Genomic DNA, 17771 nt, shown 5'->3' with positions numbered 1-17771 from the left:
TGACATCCATGTTCTCTTATCATTAGGCGTATGACGATATAACATATGGGCCTTCTCTCGTGATAGGGTGGCACCCCTTCGTTACAGAGATCAGCGAAATAATGACAGCTACTACGTACTAACCACAAACGAAAAGCGAACCGTTATTGGTTCGCATGTTGTGACTCGTATTCTTTTACAAGCTTATAGAACGTTGTGCGCTTCATGTCCGCCCTTCTCATCGCCTCTGTTGCCGTGATCCGCTCTACCTTCCACTCTGTATATACCGCAATGAATGCGTCTGTTATCTCCACCTTTGGTCTGCCGAATCTCGTACCATTTCGTAGCGCAACGTCAATACCTTCTCTCTGACGCTTCTTAATACGTTCGCGTTCCTCTTCCGCTAACCATGATAATATCTGTAGTACCAAGTCAGAAATGAACGTCCCTAAGCTGTCTTGGTATTTTGTAGTATCCAGTAATGGCATGTCCAAAACAATAATGTCTGCTTTAATATTCTTCGTGATGTCCGTCCATTCGTTCAAGATTTCCTCTTTGTTTCTACCGAATCGGTCTAAGGAATGGATGTACAGAACGTCTCCTGCTCGTAAATGATGTTTCATCAGTTGATATTGTTCACGATTGAAGTCCCTTCCGCTTTGTTTGTCGATGTAAATGTCTCTGTCGCTGATGCCGACTTCTTTCATTGCTTGCAGTTGACGTGCCTCGTTCTGATCCTTTGCGCTTACACGGATGTATCCGAACTTACGATTTTCCATCTTTCCGTTCTCCTCTCGATTACTGGTATGTATCTGTTTAGCATGTTTTCAGTATACCGAAAGCATCCGTAAATGTATATTAAATAAACGAACATTCGCAAAATCTTTTGCTGACTTTTACGAACAAATAATAAAACGATAGAATGCGTATTTAACCGCTATCCGCAAAGTGTTCGTTTAAGTATACTTTTGCGAATATAACTATAGGAACTATGAGAAATTTCCTTGAACATGCAGGACTTTGTATAAGAAATTGCTGAATCTATAAAAGTATAGATTATCATATAATGAGATGATGAAAAGAAAGGAATTTACGTTAAATGACTAAAGACGATCTGCTCAAGATTATACAAGAGATGGGACACAAGGGTGAGTATACTAGCAGCGACAATGATCCTTCCTGGCTTGCCCATCGAAAGGCCGAAGAACTTACCTGTAGTGAATTGCTTCCGTTTCTTTACGATGAACTAATGAAAACGAAAGACAAGGAAGTACGTAATAACATTTACTTTGTAATAGGTAAGATTGGAAAAAATACAGATGATCCTCGTGCCGTTGATATCCTTCTAAAGCGACTAGAGAAAGAGACGGATAAATATGTTCTGTCTTTTATGCTAGATATGATTAAGGATTTAAACGTACTAGAATGTTCACACATTTTAAGGTACATAAATGATAAACGCTGGCAAGTACGACACTCGGCAATTCAAGCACTAGAAAGTTGTAAAACTTCAGCTGCGGAAGAAGCATTGATTAGCGTTCTACAACATTCTCAGGATCATTACGATCTCGAGTATGCCGCTGCAGCACTATCTAAAGTCGGTTCGAATAAGGCGATTCCGTCTCTTATCGAACAAGTTAAATATGCGAAAGGAGACGTGAAGTGTTCTTCTATATATGCCTTAGAAAAACTCGGAGACGCAACCCTCACCCCTGTTTTCTTAGAGGCATTACAGGATAAATCAGCTGCTGCAAAATTTTGTGCTATGTCAGCACTTCACAAGCATGGAGATGAGAGCGTAATTGACATAGTGTACGAGCGTGTAAAAGTAATCTTGAAAAGAAAGAGGAAGACGGAATGGCTACCTAAATCGGAACTTATATATGCGCTCGAAATATTAAACCGATACAAAGCTGGAAATGCTCACATTCAAAAGTTATTTAGATGGATCATAGACAAGAGACAGGATTACTTGTTTAATAGGGAAAAAAAATGGTTACGTGAGAATATTATGACTGAAACCAATAGCGTTAACTAACATCACATACGTGCCTACGTCTTTAATGGACGTGGGCATTCTATTTGTATACATGTCATACAATATAGACGGCTGACAAGGACGGCAGATACGCCCCTCGTCTGAACGCCATTCATATCTTAATATCCCGATGGCGCTTAATCACTGAACAGTCCCCGAAGTTTTCCGAATCCGAAAAAAATTTTAAAAACGGAATTGGCTTTTCGGGCCGGTCGCTATTACGAAACAGGGGTGGCTGGGTTCCTAACTTGGGAAGTCATCGGGACTTCAAGATTTGGCGTTCACGTTCGTCCATCATCAGGCGATAGGCGGATATCGATGTACTCCTTCTCTCGTGATACCGTGACAAGGGTGTCGTTTGAAGCGACGGCCTTTTCGTACACGGATGAACGATTCGTTTGGGATCAAGATTCCGAGATTTGACGTTCATGTTCATCTATCACCAGGCGTAGTGCGCTCACAATGTACCCTCGATCTTGTGCTAGGGTGGCATCCCCCGTCCCCTTTCGTTACACGAATCAGCGAAATAATGACAGCTAACGATAAAAGAAAAAGCTAACCGCAATCGATTAGCCTTTTTGTTCCAGCTCTTTCAAGTACTTGTAAATCGTAGTTTTCGCAACACCTGTCTGCTCTCTTATCTCCACAAATGAAAACTGTTTGGACTCATACATCGCCAAAGCGGTCTTTATCTTTTGTTCATCTGCTCTTGGTCGTCCTCCGTTATGTCCTCTGGAACGTGCAGAAGCTAATCCTTGCTTTGTTCTCTCGCTGATCCAATCACGTTCTAACTGTGACATTACGGCTAACATTCCAAACATCGCTTTACCAGTAGCCGTGGACATATCAATGTTCTCTTTCAAGCTTTTCAATTCGATTCCCCGTTCCTGAAGCTCATCGACAATGCTTAGTAAATCCTTCATACTGCGTCCCAAACGTGTTAACTCCGTAATGACAATGGTATCTCCTGTCCGAGCGTACTCCAATAAATCCTGTAGTCCTTTTCGTTCCTTCATTTTCGTTCCTGTCATCATATCCGAGAAGATATATTTCTTATCGACTCCGCATTCTAGTAACTGGTCGACTTGGCGGTTCAAACTTTGTTCCTCCGTACTAACACGAGCATAACCTAATAACATCATGTACTGCCTCCTTCGAAAGTTCGTTTGAACTCATCATAAAGTATATAAAACGGTAAATAAACTTAATTTATGTACTTTGATTTACGAACGTGTTTATGTACCGTTTTAATCGTTAAAACACAGGCAATCTATCAAACTGTCGGACAGTACATTAAACGAGCATTTTGTGTACTACTCATACATAAATGTACTCCGAATAAGCAAACATCCACAAAGTCTAATTTATACATTTGCAAACATCCCGTTCGGTATAATGCAGATTTAACCAGTGTCGATAAGAGATTTATGAAATACCTTTACGAATTTCCTATAAAAAACCACTTAGCTTCATACTAAGTGGAAAACCTATTTATATATCTCAGCTACTTTAGTTAACAGAGGAGACTCGTATATGTCTTCAGGAGATGGCAGGTTTTGGTTAGTCAATTTTATTCCCTGACTTGCATATGCAGCATTTACGAATGTGGAGCAGATGAACCTCCCTTTCTCTATCTCATTATTAGGAATATAGAATACATATCTAAGAAACTGATCTATAAGTTCCTCAAAGTCATAGGGTTTACCGAGTTGCTGTTCTGCGTACTTTACAATGTTTGCAGCTTGTTCATTAGTGATAGTTTTCAAACGAAAAACAGACGCATAGCCCGTATAATCATCTATATTACTTTTAATTACACCATCAAACGTCGCTTCAATAATCTGCTTCGTCTCTGGATTGGAAACTAATGCAGCGTGACTAAATTGAGAATGTGTAATAAGTTCGATTCCTTGGCTTATCCAACCTGTCCCTTTTCTAAGAACAATATCTCCTGGTTGAAGATATAAATCACCCAATATATACTACCCCTTTATTCTCGTCTTGATTTTATAAAATACGTAAATAGAGGGAGATACGTTCTAGGTGATAGGCTTATTTAAAAGCAACAATAGGCAAGAAAAGCGCCTATTTTAAGCAGCTAGCAACTGAAATGGTCGATACGCCCGATGGCATCGGCACACATACGATGCGGAAAACGTTTGGTTACTAGTACTACAAGCAAACGAAGGATATTGCGACACTACAGAAGATACTGAATCATGCTCATCCTGAAATTACGCTGAGATACATCGGTATTACTGAGGAACAAGTCGAAGACAGTCTGCCCAGTTTTGTCTTATAGCTTGTTTAAAAAGAAAAAAGGTAGGAGATATTACAAAGCTCCTACCCTTCTTATTCACCTGGTTATTTTAGTGAACAACTGTAAATTGCGTTTCGGCACTTGCTCCATTACACGTTACTGTAATCGGAACTGATCCTAATGTCGTACGTCCTCCAACATGCCATGACCACGAAACGTTACCGTTCGCATCAGCTTGCTTTGATTCAAGTCCCTGTGCATGACTATCACCGCTTTCGTAATGAACCGCAATAGACGCTGTAGCACCTGGTTTTACTTTTGCTCTTAAAGTTGCAGTACTGTTTCGTGGTGCAGGATCTGATACGCTTAAAATCTGTACTGTTGCTTGCTGCTTTGGCTCTTCTTGCTTCGGTGGAGCAGGTGCAGGTTGTTGTTGAACAGCCGCTACTTGCGCTTTAGGCTCCTCCTGTTTAGGCTGAGATGGCTGCGGTGCGGTAGCAGATTCTGTTGTAGATTGCGCTGGCGGTGTTTGAGTAGCTGCTTCTGCTTTTGCATCTGCCTCTGCTTTTGCTTTTGCATCTGCCTCTGCTTTTGCTTTCGCATCTGCCTCTGCTTTTGCTTTCGCATCTGCCTCTGCTTTTGCTTTCGCATCTGCCTCTGCTTTTGCTTTCGCATCTGCCTCTGCTTTCGCCTTAGCTCGTGCTTCTGCTTTCGCCTTAGCTTGTGCTTCTGCTTTTACCTTAGCTTGTGCTTCTGCTTTTACCTTAGCATCCGCTTCCGCTTTGTTCTTTGCTGCTTGTTCTGCTTGTTGCTTCGCTTCCAACTGCTTTGCGGTCGCAGATTCCATACCAACTCCAACTACCGAGCAAACGATTAAAGCGAGCACTACATAACCGAAGATACCCATAACCTTACCAATGAATGATTTTCTGTTAAAAAAGAAAAATTTGCGTCTTACCAAGAAGATATCTGCGATAGGTATTAATACAAATAAGAAAAGTAAAATCCACGCTAACGTATGTACGAATGAATCCCATGCTGTTGGAGCAGTCAATATTTGCGGAATAAGACCAAAAACAAACAGAATGTAGCCGATTAAAGCGATTACTTTGTTCTTACGATTCCCAGACCGAAAGCCAATGATTTTTCTAGTAAGTTTCATTTTTTCCTCCTAATTTATTATGACATACACATTTAGTTAACCAAATATATCATATCACCTTTTCTTTATTACAAATACCAAGATATGCATACATATCCATTTCAAAATAAAAGGACAGATACACTTGCACCTCACCTGCCCCTCATTCAATCACTCTGTATCTACTGCATACTTGTACTGTTACAGACAGGTATCTAATATGAACAGCACGAACTACCGAAGACAAATGTCATAACGTCAAGTGATTTACATGACTATTCATCTAACAACATCGTCAGAACACTTGATACATCTAGCATTTTGAATATACAATGACCGAAACAGTATGCCCCTCAGGGTTTTCGAGACTGCCGTTTCCAGACAGGCGACACCAAGCGTTTTCATCGTCAGCTAACCAACCTGCCGATTTGGCATAATAGTTTAATGCATGCTACGAAACAGCACCCGTCTATAGTATTTTGCGACACAGTACGCTAATCAGCAGTTATAGAACGACTGGGTAAATCGCCCACCCGTCAATTAATCGAAAATATATTCATAGTGTCGCAGTTTCCGTCTGATCCGTTCCAAATTACGTTTGACCTGTTCATGATGCAGACCAAGTTCCTCACCGATTTTCCGATAACTGGAGTCCGAATGCTCATACATCGTTTCCAGTATGCCTCGTTCCTGTGCGGTCAACGTTTCATCGCTAAGAAGCTGTTGAACTAGTATTCTATCGGTAGCTTGCTTCTCGATGTCTTCATCGCTCGGATACAGATTATCAGCTTCGGTTAATAACGGAAGAGAATCCGTATTTACCGCTTGCCTTTTCACATTGGTATATTTTCGTACAACATCAACGCTCTTGCGCTCTAATGCTAACAACAGCGTCTCATACAAATAAAACTCCGTATAGTGATTGTAATTTTCCTCGCAAAGCAGCCATGCCGTAATCCAAAATTCATGTTCGAAATCGGCTACGGGAATCTTCTTATTGTTCCATCGGTTCGCCAATGCCTCTGCTTTCGTTTGAATCGTAAAGCCAAATTCTATTAGCAGCTTTTCTAATCGTTGCTCTCGGTCTTCTCGATCAAATGCCAGGGCGAACGTCTCCCACATTTTCTCAACCTTCAAGATGTATTCCGCTTTCTCCGGATTCCGTTCCAATAATCCCTGCCGTTTACGCTCCGTAAAAGACATCTGCTCCTGTTCTATAGTTAACTGCTCCAGTGTTAATACCATGTTGAATTTCCCCCCATAAAAATATTTTTAAATTTTTCTCAAAAAAGTGTGCCAATCGTCTCTGAAATTACGAATAAATATATGTAAAGGTCGGGGATAACACTCTTTTAAGACTTAGCAACCCGAGCCAACGATGAATAGACGTAGTAAATAACGTAACTAAAGGTATATATAACGAGATATAAGAACGTAATGTAAGCGCATGGACTGCTGAATAAAGACAATAGACGGCTCTCCGCTTCACCGCTGGCACGAGGAAACAGAGACACCATCAATATCAATCATTCAATCACTCTATCGATTACAAGCTGTATCGGCTCAAACAGCTCAACTTCCTTTTTCTGCCGTGGCTGCTTCTCATCCGTTTCATTCTTCTCAGCTTTCTTTTTTCGATACAGATGTTTCAGCTTGGATGGATGATAAACCCTCGTATATTTACGCACCCAAGTAATGATGTCATCTATTAAGTCTGAATCACGATAACCTGCCCTGACCAAATAGGCATGGATTTGCTCATCCGAGGCATTCTCGTTCATAATCTGTTCAGCAATCCATTTTCGAAGAAAATCTTCCTCATTTATGCCAATTGATTTAAACGGAATGCCATTAACCTTTAGGCGAAAAGGACGCTTGCTATTCTTTATATTACTAAGCATATGCATCTCAACGCCCAGACTCGGATCACCAATAAACGGCTCTTTCGGTTTCTTCTTAGTCTCCTGATCATGCTCCTTCCGCGTCACGTTCTGCAAATTTCCATCCGTATTATTTAAGCCATCACTGTCTATATGATGTACTTGCTTATCTTCTGGGCAATGCGTTACAGTACGATGCAGATATATACGTTTCTCTTTCCCTTTTTTCTTATAAGCAACGTAATAAGTCCGGCTGTCAAACTCCCACCACATTTCTAAGTCCCTATCGATTGAACAAACTTCCTCAAATTTCTCAGTGCTAATCGTGGTCTCAAACTCCTCGTCCAAATAAGTTAAAAAAATTGATGTTGTGCCATCTTCGTTATGGCGAAATTGATTTTCCATATTAATTTTCCTCCAATAATTTCGTATAGTTTTAGCACTTGATGTCTAAAAAAAAGAGGCGTATAGCGTACCTCATTCCGCTAATTTGTGTTGTAAATATGCGATATCCGTTAACACGGCATCCGTGATTCCTGCAGCCCGTTTGAAGCGTTTCGCGAACTCTGGCGAGATCCGTTTTGTTCCATTTTCAACTGCTGATACCAGACTGGCACTTACGCCCATTCGCTGTGCCATTTCGCCTTGGCTAACATTTAGAAACGCCCTGACGATTTTTACTGTTGTTGCTGTGACCATGCTTTCTCACCTCCTCAGTTTGTTATCCGACAGAAAACATCTAACGTCATAGGTAAAAATAAAAATTCCTTCTCACAGAATAAATCCGACCCTTGAGCGGTCAATGTATCGGCTAAACGCAAAAAAACTTTTAAATTTTTTTCAATCATCATCCTCTCTCGTTTATAAATCCGACCCAAACCGGCAAGAGTAACGGAGAAAATAAAATCCTATACAGAGTTATCCGTCCCAAAACGATCAGCGTCATAGGTAAAATGAAATTTCTATATAGGAAATTCGTTCCAACTCGACCATGTCGACACACCTCCTAAATGTCCGCCCCCCCTTTCTGCCCCCTCTAATTAATAAGTCCGTGCTGATAGCGCTCTAAGGGACGCTTTTTTAGAAAAAAGTTTCGTCCATTGCCTTACCATCAACCTCTCCCCTATCTAGATAGTCCGACCCTTGAGCGGTCAGTGTATCGAGACAAAGCAAAAGAATTTTCGATTACTATGGCTCTCATATAATAAAGCCGTGCTTAGGACGCTCTAGGGGACGGGTTAAAATAAAAAAAATACAAAAAAAAAGAGAGCCACGTAATGTGACTCCCAATGTCGCAGGGTGTATACAGGATTTTATACACGTTGATGTTGAATCTATAAGAAATATGGTACGTGAAATCATTGATATGATGCGGATGTATGAAAACATGAATATTCGGTAGCCTTACGTTCTGTACGAAAGGTTGATACGTCAATGAATCTGTGAAATAGCGACTTCCGATAATGAGATGTTATGTAAACCTCACATGTATATGATATACATCATTCTTTTATATTGGACAAGTATGGACAAACATACAAGCATACGTAATTTTTTTTCATAAATTGTAATGATTTTCTACTCTAAAAAGGAAGTGAATAATAATGCCTCATGTATATCAACGTACTCCCTTTAATCCTCAAAGAGGACAAGTTAGAATAAAACAAGACTGTCATAACTGGGGTGCCAGAGATCTAGCACCTGATGGTATCGAATGGGGAGAACCCGTTTATGCTGTAGAGGATGGCACAGTAGTATCCGTGAACCGAAATTTCAACTGTTTTAGTCAAATAAATACTCCCAATTCATCAACAATAAATCCAGATCCAAATTGTTGGGCTCATATGATAGTAGTTAAAAGTGACAGTGATGAGGGGTACTTCACTGAGTATGCACACGTTATGCCTCTCCCCGCAATAAATGTGGGCACCAAAGTAAAAATGAACGATCAGATTGGCAATGTGGACAATTCAGGACCTACAAGCGGACCTCACGTTCATTTTGCCCGCTGGAAACCTAACCCTAGCTACATCCCTGACCCTACTAGAGCCAACCCTGTTCCTGGTGTTGATGCTGGTTATCGGGGATCAGATCTTAATCAGAATGGGACTTGTGACTGGACGATGAAAGGTGTCAATGATACTACACCATCTCCACCAACATGTTCAAATGGCTGGAGCTTAAATAATAATGGCGAGTGGATGTTTTGCCAAAATGGTGTGCCACAGCGAGGATGGTTCCCAGGAGCCGGCGGCAACTCGTTCTTCACCGATAGTAATGGAGTCTGGGCAGGGTTTATAAGGACCCCTTCAGGAAACATCCAATACCGACCTCGACAGTTTCGAAATTTGCCTGCCTCAGATCCTAATGTTAATACAGTGGTTAGAGGTGATTGGGTATGCTCCTTAGATCAGTGGTGGTTTTTTGATAACAATGGCAACATGGTATCTAACACTACCGTTGGTCGGAATCAAAATGGTCAGTGGGTACCAGGTCTTCCAGGTCGCCAAATAGCTAGTGATGGTCATTGCACAGACTGTGCACCATCACCATGCAGTCCCCAAACGTAAACAGAACGTTTTCCGCCTGTTTTTGCCCCGAATTTACCATCACTTCTCACCCTTCTTTTTTTCTACTTTCCTTCTCCATTTTAGTCCTCAAAAACCGTGCCAAATCAATATTATATATTCATATTACAAAACCTAACTTCCGATAACACTAATTATGTAAAGTAGAAAGAGCGTCCGTCTTTGGCGCTCCTTTCGCTTATGAACGGCTGAACAACCGCTGCCACCACGGTTCTAGTCTTCAGCTGCATCGATTAATCGTTGTGTTCCTTATTACTCGCGGATCAGCTTCACGAATTAACCATCATTTGATATATTTCTTACAGGTACAACAAAACCACGCCCAGTTACGAGCGTGGTCATTTTATTTAAAACTTATCAATACGATTCGGTCTTTTGAACAAACGGTTTGTTCGTTCTACTTCAGCAAATACACTGTATTCCGCCTGAGCCTGCTTTAGATTATCGGAATTAAGTTCCACATACCGCATAATTGTAGAAAAATCCGAGTGTGTAAGCATCCGTCTCAATTCTTCTATTCCTATTCCGTTCTGTAAGGCAATAGTGGCTGAAGATTTCCGTATTAAATGAGAATATACTCGCTTGCCGATACCAACTTCTTTCGCATACTTCTTGAGCTGTTTCAACCAAACATCAGGTGTCAACCGTCTCCCTGTTAAAGCTAGAAAGATATTTTCATCCACTTTCCTGTCATAAAAACCTTGGTTGTAATCAATCAGCTTTCGTACTAAACGTGCAGTTTTCAAAGTGATTGGTATAACATGTGTTCTACGATTTTTCGATGACTCTGCACGAAATACTAACGTTCTATCGTCATAACTGAAATCGGATTCTCTAAGATTTAATACCATGTTGATACGTCCCATTGTGTCTACGAGGACATGAAACAACACCAAGCTTCTAAAATGGTGAAATTCTTTGGTTGTTTTGGCTTTCTCTTCGATATGCTTAGAGAGCCGTTCCAATTCCTGTTTTGTTAAAACATCGGATTGCTGATTATCCTGCAAGATTTTCGGCACGTTTAGGAATGGATTATCCTTCATGATTCCTCGTTGCAACAAGTATTGAGCAAACGTCTGCAACCTCCCCATCCTGTCATTGATTGTTCTCGGAGATAGTGCGCCAATTTGCTTTTTCCAGTCTGGAACATGGAGATGTGTGCCAAATTTAACGTGACGAGTTTGTAAATAATCAATATGCTCAGTTAATACTTTTTCATTGAAATCAGCCAAATACATTTCCCGCTTGTATTCTTCTTCAAAGAACTCCAGAAAATAATTGAAATGAGAAATGTAAGTATTCAGCGTTGACTCCTTGCAATTTTGCATCTTCTTATGATGTAAAAAATCTTGAAAATACTCCAGCAACAGAATTTTGTCTTGCGTTAGCTTCGTTGAAATCTTCGGCATGCTATTGCCTCCCTGCGTGATTTTGTAATCACACAAGAATTGTTGGTACACTTACGGAATGTTGCGTAGCGGAATGAGCCATACCCGTACGTTTTCATGTTCTTTGTTCCAATTTTTAGCGTATGGTTTAGCGAGCGTTTGTCCGGCTCACATTTTCTTTTTTAACCAGTTGCCCGCGCGTTACGCCAAGCTGATTTGTCGCTTTCAGCGCGCGCCATACGCTCGTTCCGCTGCGCTTTCCTTCCAGTGCTTCACGGTACAGCTTCATCACTTCCTGCACTTTTTTGCCGCTTTCTTCTAAGAATTCGACGCGATAATGACGAATGCCATGATCCATGAAATGGGTTACATATTCCGCACCGGACTGTTCAATTGCATTGTATACCGTATTGCGGCAGCCAATGTCAACACGAACAGGATGCTGCATGCCGATTCGGTCTTGAAGCGATACGCGATGTTCCTCACATGGACGGCCGCAGTTTGTAAAATCTGTTCCTTCACTTAAGAATGTGCAGTATACACAATGCTCTGTGTGGAACATCGGCAAGTGCTGGTGAATAACCATTTCCATCTTATCCGTTTGGGATACTTCGAGCATATCCATCACTTGCTGAATATTTAAATCATAAGAAGGCGTTACGCGGCTTAAACCACGATTTAAAAATAATTCCACCGCTTTATGGTTTGCAATATTCAATGAAAAATCACCGATTAGCGGTATATTTTGCTGCTGCTTCGTATAGTATTGGACTGCTCCAAGACTTCTGACTAGAATAGCATCCGGATTCGCTCTTACGATGCTGTTTAAAATGCCGTTTTCACCCGGCATATGAATACGCGGCGTTGCGAGCGCAATCGGTTTGCCGCCTTCTCGGGCAGCTTGTACCGCTTTTGGATAATCTGTTGTAAATTCAAAATCTGCATAGATATAGTCTGCATCCGTTTTGCATGCTGCTTCTATTTGCTCCATCGTACGGCACAGTGCAATTAATTGAGGTACAGTATCTTCTGCAGATTGCTCTTTAAGAGGCGCTTTCACTTGTACTTCGCGTTTTTCATATGGGTAAGGCGTTTGACGGAGCTGGAGCAGCTGCTCAATTGCCTCCCGGCGCATCCGATTCAATTCTTTTACAGGAACAATCACATCTCCGCTAAAACTAGCGTGAAGATTCGTCAATTCAAAAATCGTGCCGCCAAGACGGCCCCATTGCTCCAGCAAATATACATCCGTAAGCGGGCGTTTCATGGCTTCTTGAAGCATCTCTTGCGATTCAATCGTTACAGTATTGCCGTTTATAGCATCTTGCCATACAGAAACAAGCGGCTTTCCTGCTTTTCCGTATGCTTGTACAGTTAGCGGGAATAGACGATGAGCTTGCTCTGTTTCGAATGTTTTTTGCAGTCGTCTGGACAGCTCTTGATCGCTCGTTTTCCAAATGCGATCTCCGACATGCACCTTCGTTAGGTTAACATCGGAGCGTCCCGGTACAATTTCAATCAGTCCGTTCACGACTTCGCCATCTACTTTTGCGCCTTTTCGGCGTAAATCATAGATGCGTCCGCCCTCTTCTTTCTCTTCCGGCCGGCCCGCATCAAATACAATACCGTCACCGCGCTTCAGCGGCGCTTCCAACTCGCAAAGCACTGCATCTTTTAATACTTTTTTTACTGTACCTACAAACACGCCCCGGCTTTTCGGGTACGTTCCGTCCAGTAGCTGCTTATTGTTCGTTCCTTTTAAAAAGCCGTGTGTAAGACCGCGGCTAAAGCTTTGCTCAAGCTCGCGAACCTCCTCTTTAGAAGGTGTATAATCCCTGCCAGCCAAATATTCATCAATTGCATTCCGATACTTGCTTACTACGTTTGCCACATACTCAGGCGATTTCAGGCGGCCTTCAATTTTAAAGGAAGAAACACCCGCCTCAATAAGCTCCGGTACGAGATCAATTGCCGCCAAATCTTTCGGTGACAGTAAATAAGCGATATTCCCCATTTCTTTTCGTTCGCCGTCAACCATTAAATCATACGGCAAACGGCATGCTTGCGCACATTCACCGCGGTTTGCGGAACGCCCGCCCCACATTTCGGATGTTAAGCATTGTCCGGAATACGATACACATAACGCACCGTGAACGAACACTTCAAGCGGCATATCTGTTTTTCCTGCAATGGTTTTAATTTGCTTTATATTATTTTCACGCCCAAGTACAACCACTTCAAGGTCATATGGGTCGAAAAATTCAACTGCTTCAGGCGATGTAATCGTCATTTGCGTAGATCCATGAATCGGAAAATCAGGAGAAATGTCGCGAATCAGCTGCACGAGCCCCACATCCTGTACGATTAAGGCATCTACTCCAGCGCTGATGCATGCCTCCACAAGAGTGCGCGCATCTTCTAATTCGTTTTCAAATACTAAAATATTAAGTGTTACATAGCCTCTTACATTGTATGTATGCAAATACGCCATAATTTGCGGCAGTTCTTCCATTTGAAAGTTTTTGGCCCGAACGCGCGCGTTGAATTTTTCCACGCCAAAAAACACCGCGTCTGCCCCGTTTGCTACTGCAGCCCGCAAGCACTCCCAGTTTCCTGCTGGCGCCAGCAGTTCAATTGAATCTCTAGTGATTCTTTTCAAGCATCTCAATCCTTCCCAAAAATAAACTCATGAACCTATATTACAGTATAAACGTGCTCATTGACAAACAGTCAAAAAGCCTTTTATCTTCTATTTTCATAAATTCCTTGACAATAGTATAAAGAAAACCTTTAAATTGAAATTATTGGAATGTAAATTTATGAAAAAATAAAACGATATTACAACGGTCAATTCCGATGTTTGGAGGTATATATAATGAAGGTAACCAATATTATGGAACCGATTGTAATGGAATTATTTAAGGAATTCAGAGGCTATGAAAAGTTAAAATGCGACTGTGACGAATGTATAAACGATATCTTAGCATTAACTTTAAATCGAATTCCTCCAAAGTATTCATCGACCCGCCGCGGTGCAATGATGATTATGGCTTCCTATACAAACGTGCAGCTGAAACAGGACATTTTAAATCAAATTGCGCTGGCAGCAATGCAGGTAAGACACAACCCAGGGCACAACTTGTCACAAACCCAATAATACACATTATAAAATACTTAAAATAAAGAGGGCTTGCTGCATGTGGAAAAACAAAAATGTTTGGACGGTACTAACCGGAGAACTCATCGCAGGTCTTGGATTATGGCTTGGCATTATCGGAAACCTGGAATTCATGCAGAAGCACATTCCTTCTGATTTCATGAAGTCACTCATTATGTTCGTCGGGCTATTGGCCGGTGTAATGGTTGGACCGATTGCAGGAAGAATAATTGACCAATCTTCGAAAAAGAAAGTGTTGCTTTACTCTGGCTTTGGACGTCTTATAAGCGTTGTGTTTATGTTTTTAGCTTTACACTTTGAAAATATTTGGTTCATGGTTTTATTTATGATTTCCATCCAAATCTCTGCAGCATTTTACTTCCCTGCTCTGCAGGCCGTTATTCCGCTCATCGTCAGAGATCAAGAGCTGCTGCAAATGAACGGCATTCATATGAACGTTGCGACGATTGGCCGTATTGCAGGGACGTCCGTCGGTGGAGCGCTGCTCGTCATCATGAGTCTGGAATACTTGTATGCCTTTTCAATGATAGCCTATGCGCTTTTACTCGTGTCTACTTATCTATTAGACTTCCAAGATACAGCAAAAGAAACAAATACAAAAAAACAAACAAAGGGAGCCGGCTTCGCAGAAGTGTTTCAAATTTTAAAAGAAGTGCCGATTGCTTCAAATGCATTAGTGCTTTATATCATTCCCTTACTCTTTATCGGCGGCTTTAACCTTATGGTAATTGATATCAGCGAACTGCAGCATGACCCTTCAATTAAAGGTTTGTTGTATACGGTTGAAGGAGTATCCTTTATGATAGGTGCGTTTATTATTAAGTATGTATCAAAAACGGCTTCTCCGCACAGGCTCATGTATTTCTATGGTTTTCTCATTGCCGGGGCGCATCTGTCACTTTTCTTCAGCGATTTGAAATGGATGTCTCTCTTCTCGTTTGCTTTATTCGGTTTTAGTGTCGGCGGTTTCTTCCCGGTCGCTTCTACGATTTTTCAAACGAAAATTGCCAAAAGCTATCACGGACGATTATTCTCATTCCGCAACATGTTCGAACGTGTCATGTTCCAAATCGTACTCCTTACAACGGGCTTATTCCTGGATACGATCGGATTGCAATATATGGTTCTAATCTTTGGCGTCGTTTCATTATGCATCCTTCTATTTTCGCTTCTCAGACAAAAAAGTGCTGCAAACACTACGGAAGTAAATAATTCTCAATCTATGTAACCAACGGTTTCTCTGTCATTGTAACAAAAATGTAACTGTTATATTTTTAGGAATGGAGGAGTATTCATCTTGAACAAACTATTATCCAAGCGGATGCAGGCGTTTCAGCCTTCCATTTTCAGCGAGCTTGCCGCCTACAAAAAGAGAAAAATAGAACACGGCTGTGACATGATTGATTTAAGCATTGGAAGTCCTGACATGCCTCCTCCCGATTTTGTTGTAGACTGTTTAACCGAGGCAGCTGTACAAAAAGAGTGCTACGGCTACACACTGACCGGCACGCAGGAGTTTCATGAAGCTGTTGCTTCTTATTATGAAAATAATTATAAAATTTCTTTAAATTCATTACATGAAATTGTTATGTTAATGGGGTCACAGGATGGGCTTGTCCATCTCCCTATGGTATTTGCTGATCCAGGTGACTATATTCTTGTTCCCGACCCAGGATATACGGCATATGCAACCGGCATTGCTATGGCTGGCGCAACACCCTATTTTATGCCTTTAACAAAAGAAAATGGATTCCTGCCTGATTTAAGCCAAATTCCGGAACACGTAGCGCGGCAAACGAAGCTTATGATTTTAAATTTTCCAGGCAATCCAGTACCTGTTATGGCTGATGAAGCATTTTTCCATGAAGTTATTGCATTCGCAAAACGATATGATATCATCGTAATTCACGACTTTGCATATGGAGAGCTATATTTTGATAATAACAAGCCTATCAGCTTCCTGTCTGTTCCTGGCGCAAAGGAAATCGGTGTTGAAATTAACTCGCTTTCCAAAAGTTTTAATTTGGCTGGCTGCCGCATCGGTTATTTAGCGGGTAATGAATCCATTATTGAAACCATAAAACATTTTAAGTCAAACATCGACTACGGGGTATTTCTTCCGATTCAAAAAGCAGCCATTGCTGCTTTACGTAATGGCGCAGCGTTTTGTGAACAAAACCGAATGATGTATGAGCACCGCAGAAATGTGCTTGCAGAGGGATTATGTTCCATCGGCTGGCAAGTTCAAAAATCAGAAGGCGGCATGTTTATTTGGGCAGAGATACCGGCAGGCTGGACTTCCACTCAATTCGCATATGCTTTAATGGATAAAGCAAGTGTAGTAGTCACGCCCGGTCAGGCTTTCGGGCCTTCAGGAGAAGGTTTTGTGCGCATTGCACTTGTACAAGATGAAAAAATAATAAAAGAAGCAGTAGTTCGTTTGAAGAACAGCGGTATATTTGCATAAATCTCCCTATTATCGCCATCCTAAAAAATGGAGGTGAGTATCATGGAGCCTATGCTTTGTCCGGCTTGCAAAACAAATCGCACGCGGTTTAATTTAATTGAACAAAATGTACGTCCTGTTAAAATAGATCCTCAATCAGGAAGCATTGAGGAAGAATATACAAGTGATAACGCAGGACCGTTTCATATGCCGTACCAAGGTCCTGATTATCGAGTGCAATGCGCAGCTTGCGGTTTAGTTGAAAATATGGAGATGTTCGTAAAAATGGCTCAGAGCCAATCCATTTAAAAACCGTCATGTCTACATGACGGTTTTTTTATTATTCAATTGATGTGAACTACATCGCCATTGAAATGGCGAGCTTCAGGTTCTACGCTATGAACTGTTGTCCATTGAACGTATACACTTTTGGCGTGCCCAACACCACTACTGATTGTGCTCTAAGCACGTTCAGATACTTTTTACTTATGTTTATCGCACCATTTACATCAGCGTTCACAACGACATTACAATCCTCACAGTGATAGAGGCCTCTATGTTTGCGATTCTTCTTTTTCGCGTATTCTTTTGACGGTATGGGTTTACAAAAGGCACAGGTTTGCGATGTATACTCTTCTGTAATAGTTGAGTTGACCGATATTCCGACTTCTTCTGCTTTATAAGTAATCATCTCTATGATTTTGCGAAACGGCAGGGCATGAAATGTTTGATTGTTTACTTTTCCCAAATTTGCTTTTTCACGAATCCCGGTGATGTCTCCAATCACAATCGTTTCGACGCCTTGTTGGAGTGCCAAGTCAACCACTTTTCTAGTCATACAATGAAGGAGATGAAACGTCTGCGCTTTCTTTT

General features: G+C 41.3%; 16 protein-coding genes and 1 pseudogene. 7 read left to right on the top strand and 10 right to left on the bottom strand.

Annotated features, from left to right (window positions below; translation table 11 throughout):
- Window positions 1–143 precede the first annotated feature (143 nt).
- Window positions 144–758: a recombinase family protein gene (locus H540_RS0109890; protein ID WP_028400511.1), complete on the bottom strand. Its 615-nt coding sequence runs from the start codon at window positions 756–758 to the stop codon at window positions 144–146.
- A gap of 320 nt (window positions 759–1078) precedes the next feature.
- On the opposite strand from H540_RS0109890, the gene H540_RS0109885 reads away from it, so the two are divergent.
- Entirely contained in the window at window positions 1079–2017 is a 939-nt protein-coding gene (locus H540_RS0109885; RefSeq protein WP_028400510.1) for a HEAT repeat domain-containing protein, read from the top strand.
- 569 nt (window positions 2018–2586) lie between these two features.
- Here the strand turns inward: H540_RS0109885 and H540_RS0109880 are convergent.
- Both H540_RS0109880 and H540_RS0109875 read right to left on the bottom strand, forming a co-directional pair.
- Window positions 2587–3159, bottom strand: coding sequence for a recombinase family protein (locus H540_RS0109880; protein WP_245592208.1), 573 nt, complete (start codon window positions 3157–3159; stop codon window positions 2587–2589).
- Between the two features lie 345 nt (window positions 3160–3504).
- Window positions 3505–3993: a YiiX/YebB-like N1pC/P60 family cysteine hydrolase gene (locus H540_RS0109875; RefSeq protein ID WP_028400508.1), complete on the bottom strand. Its 489-nt coding sequence runs from the start codon at window positions 3991–3993 to the stop codon at window positions 3505–3507.
- A 113-nt stretch (window positions 3994–4106) separates the two neighbouring features.
- Here H540_RS0109875 and H540_RS34490 point away from each other — a divergent pair.
- Window positions 4107–4319 (top strand): annotated as a pseudogene (locus H540_RS34490) (tyrosine-type recombinase/integrase); the annotation flags it as partial.
- A 67-nt stretch (window positions 4320–4386) separates the two neighbouring features.
- Here the strand turns inward: H540_RS34490 and H540_RS34190 are convergent.
- The 4 genes from H540_RS34190 to H540_RS0109855 form a co-directional block, all read right to left on the bottom strand.
- Entirely contained in the window at window positions 4387–5439 is a 1053-nt protein-coding gene (locus H540_RS34190) for a hypothetical protein (RefSeq protein WP_051317052.1), read from the bottom strand.
- Window positions 5440–5958: 519 nt separating this feature from the next.
- The gene (locus tag H540_RS0109865) at window positions 5959–6663 is read right to left on the bottom strand and encodes a sigma-70 RNA polymerase sigma factor region 4 domain-containing protein (protein ID WP_028400507.1); all 705 of its coding nucleotides are present in this window, start codon (window positions 6661–6663) and stop codon (window positions 5959–5961) included.
- A 281-nt stretch (window positions 6664–6944) separates the two neighbouring features.
- The gene (locus H540_RS31365; RefSeq protein ID WP_028400506.1) at window positions 6945–7703 is read right to left on the bottom strand and encodes an HNH endonuclease signature motif containing protein; all 759 of its coding nucleotides are present in this window, start codon (window positions 7701–7703) and stop codon (window positions 6945–6947) included.
- A gap of 72 nt (window positions 7704–7775) precedes the next feature.
- Complete coding sequence (locus H540_RS0109855) at window positions 7776–7997, bottom strand: helix-turn-helix transcriptional regulator (protein ID WP_028400505.1); 222 nt, start codon at window positions 7995–7997, stop codon at window positions 7776–7778.
- 905 nt (window positions 7998–8902) lie between these two features.
- On the opposite strand from H540_RS0109855, the gene H540_RS0109850 reads away from it, so the two are divergent.
- The gene (locus H540_RS0109850) at window positions 8903–9868 is read left to right on the top strand and encodes a M23 family metallopeptidase (RefSeq protein ID WP_028400504.1); all 966 of its coding nucleotides are present in this window, start codon (window positions 8903–8905) and stop codon (window positions 9866–9868) included.
- 365 nt (window positions 9869–10233) lie between these two features.
- On the opposite strand, the gene H540_RS0109845 is transcribed toward H540_RS0109850, so the two are convergent.
- Window positions 10234–11295 carry a tyrosine-type recombinase/integrase gene (locus tag H540_RS0109845; protein WP_028400503.1) on the bottom strand — a complete coding sequence of 354 codons (1062 nt, stop codon included), beginning with the start codon at window positions 11293–11295 and terminating at the stop codon, window positions 10234–10236.
- Window positions 11296–11422: 127 nt separating this feature from the next.
- Window positions 11423–13933, bottom strand: coding sequence for a U32 family peptidase (locus tag H540_RS0109840; protein WP_028400502.1), 2511 nt, complete (start codon window positions 13931–13933; stop codon window positions 11423–11425).
- A 216-nt stretch (window positions 13934–14149) separates the two neighbouring features.
- Here H540_RS0109840 and H540_RS0109835 point away from each other — a divergent pair, with 216 nt between their 5' ends.
- The 4 genes from H540_RS0109835 (at window position 14150) to H540_RS0109820 (ending at window position 17207) form a co-directional block, all read left to right on the top strand.
- Window positions 14150–14431, top strand: a complete 282-nt coding sequence (locus tag H540_RS0109835; RefSeq protein ID WP_028400501.1) for a late competence development ComFB family protein — start codon at window positions 14150–14152, stop codon at window positions 14429–14431.
- Window positions 14432–14471: 40 nt separating this feature from the next.
- Window positions 14472–15680, top strand: a complete 1209-nt coding sequence (locus H540_RS0109830; RefSeq protein ID WP_028400500.1) for an MFS transporter — start codon at window positions 14472–14474, stop codon at window positions 15678–15680.
- A gap of 69 nt (window positions 15681–15749) precedes the next feature.
- Window positions 15750–16919: an LL-diaminopimelate aminotransferase gene (locus tag H540_RS0109825; protein WP_155890997.1), complete on the top strand. Its 1170-nt coding sequence runs from the start codon at window positions 15750–15752 to the stop codon at window positions 16917–16919.
- A gap of 42 nt (window positions 16920–16961) precedes the next feature.
- Window positions 16962–17207, top strand: a complete 246-nt coding sequence (locus tag H540_RS0109820) for a hypothetical protein (RefSeq protein WP_028400498.1) — start codon at window positions 16962–16964, stop codon at window positions 17205–17207.
- 82 nt (window positions 17208–17289) lie between these two features.
- Here the strand turns inward: H540_RS0109820 and H540_RS29380 are convergent.
- On the bottom strand, window positions 17290–17771 hold a 482-nt coding region (locus tag H540_RS29380), incomplete at its 5' end, for a zinc ribbon domain-containing protein (protein ID WP_155890996.1).

The sequence above is a fragment of the Ectobacillus panaciterrae DSM 19096 genome (assembly GCF_000430785.1).
In the GTDB taxonomy this organism is placed as follows: Bacteria; Bacillota; Bacilli; order Bacillales; family Bacillaceae_G; genus Ectobacillus; species Ectobacillus panaciterrae.
This window is presented reverse-complemented; position numbering and strand designations above follow the sequence as displayed.